The 5,597-nt window shown below is 68.8% G+C and carries 8 protein-coding genes; 5 read left to right on the top strand and 3 right to left on the bottom strand.

All coding sequences use genetic code 11. The features are described 5' to 3' along the window. The first annotated feature begins 137 nt into the window (after positions 1-137). From KIT86_RS23995 to KIT86_RS23980, 4 genes are all read left to right on the top strand, one after another. The gene (locus tag KIT86_RS23995; RefSeq protein ID WP_297403085.1) at positions 138-833 is read left to right on the top strand and encodes a fumarylacetoacetate hydrolase family protein; all 696 of its coding nucleotides are present in this window, start codon (positions 138-140) and stop codon (positions 831-833) included. Positions 834-935: 102 nt separating this feature from the next. Next, positions 936-1,982 carry a TRAP transporter substrate-binding protein gene (locus tag KIT86_RS23990; RefSeq protein ID WP_297403083.1) on the top strand — a complete coding sequence of 349 codons (1,047 nt, stop codon included), beginning with the start codon at positions 936-938 and terminating at the stop codon, positions 1,980-1,982. 79 nt (positions 1,983-2,061) lie between these two features. Then, positions 2,062-2,616 carry an NUDIX hydrolase gene (locus tag KIT86_RS23985; RefSeq protein ID WP_297403081.1) on the top strand — a complete coding sequence of 185 codons (555 nt, stop codon included), beginning with the start codon at positions 2,062-2,064 and terminating at the stop codon, positions 2,614-2,616. Between the two features lie 8 nt (positions 2,617-2,624). After that, positions 2,625-3,803: an MFS transporter gene (locus tag KIT86_RS23980; RefSeq protein WP_297403079.1), complete on the top strand. Its 1,179-nt coding sequence runs from the start codon at positions 2,625-2,627 to the stop codon at positions 3,801-3,803. Between the two features lie 10 nt (positions 3,804-3,813). Here the strand turns inward: KIT86_RS23980 and KIT86_RS23975 are convergent, their stop codons facing one another. From KIT86_RS23975 to KIT86_RS23965, 3 genes are read right to left on the bottom strand one after another with little or no spacing between them, the layout of a single operon-like run. Further along, positions 3,814-4,122, bottom strand: coding sequence for an ATPase with chaperone activity (locus tag KIT86_RS23975; protein WP_297403077.1), 309 nt, complete (start codon positions 4,120-4,122; stop codon positions 3,814-3,816). Positions 4,123-4,134: 12 nt separating this feature from the next. After that, a complete protein-coding gene (locus KIT86_RS23970; protein WP_297403075.1) occupies positions 4,135-4,773 on the bottom strand; it encodes an AAA family ATPase in 639 nt (212 codons plus the stop codon). Continuing rightward, the gene (locus KIT86_RS23965; RefSeq protein ID WP_297403073.1) at positions 4,770-5,120 is read right to left on the bottom strand and encodes a hypothetical protein; all 351 of its coding nucleotides are present in this window, start codon (positions 5,118-5,120) and stop codon (positions 4,770-4,772) included. The genes KIT86_RS23970 and KIT86_RS23965 overlap by 4 nt, the downstream gene beginning before the upstream one ends. 88 nt (positions 5,121-5,208) lie before the next feature. On the opposite strand from KIT86_RS23965, the gene KIT86_RS23960 reads away from it, so the two are divergent. Continuing rightward, positions 5,209-5,597 (top strand): cold shock domain-containing protein (locus KIT86_RS23960; RefSeq protein WP_297403071.1); only part of this gene is annotated, 389 nt, incomplete at its 3' end.

Below are 5,597 nucleotides of genomic sequence, written 5' to 3'. Positions count from 1 at the left end.
GGGTTTTTCGCCGGGCCACCGACGGTCGAACATTTCGAGCTCGTGACCCGCTCCGCATGACACCGTCCGGCCACGCCGGCACCCCCCCCCCCGGCCCCGCACCCGACCGCGGGGCCGCCAACCATCCGAGGACGAACATGCCTTTCGTATTCCCGCCGGCCGAGCCGGTGTCCGTGCCGGTACACGGGCAGAACAGCCGCTTCCCGGTGCACCGCATCTACTGCGTGGGCCGCAACTACGAGGAGCACGCCAAGGAGATGGGCTTCACCGGCCGCGAACCGCCCTTCTTCTTTCTCAAGCCGGCAGATGCCATCGTGGTCGCCGACGCGGGCCAGACCGCCGACATGCCCTACCCCAGCCTCACCGGCAACCTTCACCACGAAATCGAACTCGTCGTGGCCATCGGCGTGGGCGGCAGCCACATCCGGGCCGCCGATGCGGCAAAGCACATCTTCGGTTATGCCGTGGGCCTGGACATGACGCGCCGCGACCTGCAGAACGACATGAAGAAGCAGGGCCGCCCCTGGTGCATCGGCAAGGCCTACGACCAGTCCGCCCCCATCGGCCCCATCACCCCCGCCGCGCAGGCCGGCCATGTGAACGAGGCGCCGATCTGGCTGCAGGTCAATGGCGCGGACCGCCAGCGCAGCACCGTGGCCAAGCTGATCTGGAACGTGGCCGAAACCATCGAACACTTGTCGGCCGCCTGGGCGCTGCAGCCCGGCGACCTGATCTACACCGGCACGCCCGAAGGCGTGGCTGCGGTGGTGAAGGGCGACACCCTGCATGGTGGCGTGGATGGCCTCACCCCCATTTCGGTGCGCGTGGTGTGAGAACGTGACGGAGGTCGCACCCGAGGGTTAGACCTCTCACGCAAACGACCTGGCCTGACATATGCTTTTCCCGTTTTTCTTTGACCCCAGGAGACTTTCAACATGATTCAACGCAGAACCCTGCTTCAGTCCGGTGCGGCCGTGGCCCTTGGCGCACCCGCGCTCACAGGCTTCGCCCAACAAAGCGTCACGCTCAAGTTCCACACGTTCATGGCGCCGCAGTCCAACGTGTACATCAACATGCACAAGGCATGGATGGACAAGGTCGAGAAGGAATCCGGCGGCCGGATCAAGTTCGAAGGCTATCCCGCCATGCAACTGGGCGGCACGCCCGTGCAGCTGTTCGACCAGGCGCGCGACGGGGTCGTGGACATCGTCTGGACCCTGCCGGGCAACACCCCGGGCCGCTTCCCGCGCACCGAGGTGTTCGAACTGCCGTTCATGATGAACAACGCCGAAGCGACCTCCAAGGCTTTCTGGGAGTACATCACCACGATGGCGCCCGACGAGTACAAGGAAGTGCAGCCCATCGCCCTGCAGGTGCACGGCCCTGGCATGTTCCACATGCGCAGCAAGCAGATCAAGACCGCTGAAGACCTGCGCGGCTCCAAGGTGCGTGGCCCGACCCGCCAGATCACCAAGATGCTGGGCTACCTCGGCGCCATCCCCGTGGGCATGCCGCTGCCGCAGATCCCCGATGCGCTCTCCAAGGGCGTGATCGACGGCTGCGTGATTCCCTGGGAAGTCGTGCCCTCGGTGAAGGTGCACGAGCTCACCAAGTTCCACAGCGAATTCGACCCCGCCGGCGGCGCGCTCTACACCACCACTTTCGTGATGGGCATGAACCGCAACAAGTACGCCTCGCTGCCGGCCGACCTCAAGGCCGTCATCGACAAAAACTCAGGCATCGAGACTTCGGGCTGGCTGGGCAAGGTGCAGCAGGCCGGCGACGCGCCCGGCCGCGAGGCCGCCGTCAAGCAGGGCAACTCCATCTACACCATCCCCTCTGCCGAGGCCCAGGAATTCAAGCGCAAGGCGCGCCTGGTGGAAGTGGAGTGGGTGCAGGACATGGACAAGCGTGGCTTCGACGGCAAGAAGCTGCTCGAAACCGCCAAGGCCCTGATCGCCAAGCACGGCAAGAAGGCCTGACACCGCTGGCTTCCCCCCAGGCCGGGCCCATGGGTGCCCGGCTTTTTTTCGTCTGTCCGCGCCCCGTTAAACTGGCTCGATGCTGCGCACCCCGCCCAAACACTGCCGCAACTGCGGCGCCGCCGTCGACATGCGCCTGCCCGACGACGGCGACACCAAGATCCGCGCCGTCTGCCCGGCCTGCCACACGGTGCACTACGAGAACCCGCTCAACGTCGTCGGCACCGTGCCGGTGTGGGGCGAGACGGGGGAGTACGTGCTGCTCTGCAAGCGCAACATCGAACCGCGCTGGGGCAAATGGACGCTGCCTGCCGGCTTTCTGGAACTGGGCGAGACCACCGCCGAGGGCGCGTCGCGCGAGACCGACGAGGAAGCCGGCGCGCAGTTCGAACTCGGCGACATCTTCACGCTGATGAATGTGGCGCGCGTGGGCCAGGTGCACATCTACTACCGCGCCCGCCTGCTCAGCGACCGCTTCGATCCCGGCCACGAAACGATCGAGGCGCGGCTGTTCACCGAAGACCAGATTCCCTGGGACGAGATCGCCTTTCGCACCGTCAAGGAGACCTTGGAGCACTATTTCGCCGATCGCCGGCAAGGTCGCTTCGGCTTTCACGCCTTCGACATCGCCTGAGCCAAGGCATGGCATCGTTGCGCGACGGGTCCCTGGTGCTGCGCCTGGGCACGGCGCAGACCCTGGCCTGGGCGTCCACGTATTACCTTCCGGCCCTGTTGGCCGCCCCCATGGCACGGGGTCTGGGCGTGCCGGTGTCCCACGTCTGGGGTGCGGTCACGGCCGCGATGCTGCTGGCCGCGGCCCTGGGGCCCTGGGCCGGGCGTGCCATCGATCGCTGGGGTGGCCGCCCGATGCTCGCGGGCTCCAGCCTGCTGGCCGCCCTTGGCCTGACGGTGCTGTCGCAAGCGCAGGGCACCGCCGGGCTGGTGCTGGGCTGGCTGCTGCTGGGCATCGTCATGGGCAGCGGCCTGTACGAAGCCGCCTTCGCCGCGCTGGTGCGGCTCAAGGGGCATGACGCCCGCGCGTCCATCACCGGTATCACGCTGCTGGCTGGATTCGCCAGCACGGTGGGATGGCCGCTCAGCGGCTGGATGGAAACGGCCTGGGGCTGGCGCGGCGCCTGCCTGGGCTGGGCGGGCCTGCATCTGGTGCTCGGCCTGCCGCTGAACGCCTGCCTTCCCCGCGCGGCCCCTCTGCCGGCGCCCGCCGGCGCCGCGGCACCCCCCTCCCCCGATTCGCCCGCACCCGAGGCGGCACCGCACCGCTGGACGGCCGGTGTGCTGGCCTATGTGTTCGCCGCCACCTGGTTCGTGAGCACGGCCATGGCCGCGCATCTGCCCACCTTGCTGATGGCCGGTGGAGCCACGCTGGCCGGCGCGGTCGCCATCGGCGCCCTGGTCGGCCCCGCGCAGGTGGCGGGCCGTCTGCTGGAGTTCGGCCTGTTGCGGCGGCTGCACCCCGTGTTCGCCGCGCGCGCCGCCGCCCTGGGCCATCCCCTGGGGGTGGTCTGCTGGATGCTGCTGGGCCCGGTGGCCGGGCCGCTGTTCGCCCTCCTGCACGGTGCGGGCAACGGCATCATGACCATCGCCAAAGGCACGCTGCCGCTGGTGTACTTCGGTCCTATGGGCTACGGCCGGCGGCAAGGCCTCATCATGCTGCCTTCGCGCCTGGCGCAGGCCTTTGCGCCGCTGGTGTTCGGTGCCTGCCTCGAACGCTGGGGCGAGGGCGCGCTGTGGATCTCCGGTGCGCTGGGCCTGAGCGCCTTCGCCTGCCTGGCGTGGCTGCGCGCCACACGGTCGCGCTGAGCCTTGGCCATCAGGCCGGCAGCGCCGGCCAGTCCAGCAGTTCGGCCAGGCGGTGCACCACCCACACCGACTCGGCTTCGCTCACCACCGTGGGCACCACCCGCAGGCCCTGAAGGCATCGCGCAAGCACATCGGCCTCGGTGATGCCCAGGCCGAACTCCATGTTGCGCGCGGTTTCGGTGAGCAGCTGCGCCATGTCTTCGCAAAGCTCGTAACGCTCGGCCAGTTCATCGCGCGGCAGGCTGGGTTTCTGGCGTCCGGGCGCCACGTACAGCGCCAGAAATGACGGGGGGATTTCGATCTGCGATTCGTCGGACATGCCGCACTGTAATCAATGAGCGGCGGCGGGCGGACCTTCGGGCACATCGGCCAGCAGGCGATCCGCCCAGGCTGGCCGGCGCTCCGGGCTCTTCCACAGCGCGCGCCCGGCGCGGCAACGCGCCACCAGCCTGGGAGGCTGAACCACGCGGTTGCGCGGGCCCGACGTGTCGTACAACAAGGCCAGGTCGGCAAGCGCGATCGCTTTTGCCAGGTTTGCCAACGTGCGCGGGTAACGCGCCAGGATGCGATCGGGCGGCACGCTGTGGCCACCCTCGTGTTCGCGCTGCTGCACGCGCGCGAGCAGCTGCCGGGGGTCGTCCACGCACACCACCAGCAGCACCACCGAGAAACCGGCGGCCTTGGCCGCCGCCAGCAGATCGAGCTTGGATGGGTGCGAGAACACCGTCTCGCTCACAAAGGAATCGCCCGCGGCCAGGCAGGCGGCGCGCTGCTGGTCGGCCCACTGCCGCGCCATCTGAGATCGCTTCGCCGGCTGGGCAATGTGCTGCAGGTGCGCGGCCTCGTGCAGGTCGGCGTTGACGAACTCGGCCTCGGGCGGGATCAGTCCGCTGGCCAGCGCGGCCCGGTACAGCGTGGACTTGCCGGCACCGTTGGGGCCGGCGAGCAGGTAGAAAACCGGCCGGCTCACGCGGCTCGGCGGGCGGCCGGTGCCTTGCTGCGGTTGTCGAGCACGGTCTGGCGCACGGCCTGCGCCAGGCGGCCACTGGATTCGGCGGCCAGGAAGCGCGCTTCGATCGCGTCGACCGCATCGACGGCCTCCTCGGCGTGGCGGGCCGCGGCGTCGTACCGGGCGATGGCTTCACGGGCCTCCTGCACGGTCAGGCCGGTTTCTTCGGCGATGCGGCCCAGCGTGGCCCAGTACTCGATTTGGCCCGCCACCGAGCGCCGCTGGGGCTGCGCAGCCTCCCGCGCCTGCCGGACCAGGCCAGCGGGCAACTTGACCGAGGAAAATGAACTGCTGCTGGAAGACGACATGGCAAATCTCCTGGATGGCGCATTTTGCGCCATTTCGGATACCATGACAACCGAGCGGATTTTCCACCCGACACCTTCACACGCGAACATGAAAAAACAGGGAACCGTGGTGCGCTGGGACGCCGAGAAGGCCTTTGGCTTCATCCGCTGCCCGCAGATCCCCGCCGACGTCTTCTTTCACCTGCGCGATTACAGCGGCCCGTCCAAGCCCCGCGAAGGGCTGCAGGTGATGTTCGACGACATCCACGTGGGCGGCAAGGGCCCGCGCGCGCTGTCGGTGGAGCCGGCGCGCAATGCCATCGCCGCCGAGGCGCCCGCGCCGCCCCCGCCCCCCGCCGGCGCCGACCTGCTGCCACCGCGCCAGCCCGAGGCGCGCGCGCGGTCGCAATGGCAGAAGCGGCGCGAGGAACGCCCGGTGTGGATCGGCCTGGGCCTGATCGCCTTCTGGCTGCTGTTGTGGCTGGTGGGCATCGGCAT

This window comes from Hydrogenophaga sp., assembly GCF_026125825.1.
Classification (GTDB): Bacteria; Pseudomonadota; Gammaproteobacteria; order Burkholderiales; family Burkholderiaceae_C; genus Hydrogenophaga.
The sequence above is the reverse complement of the archived record's forward strand: the minus strand, read 5'-3'. Positions and strand labels throughout refer to the sequence as shown.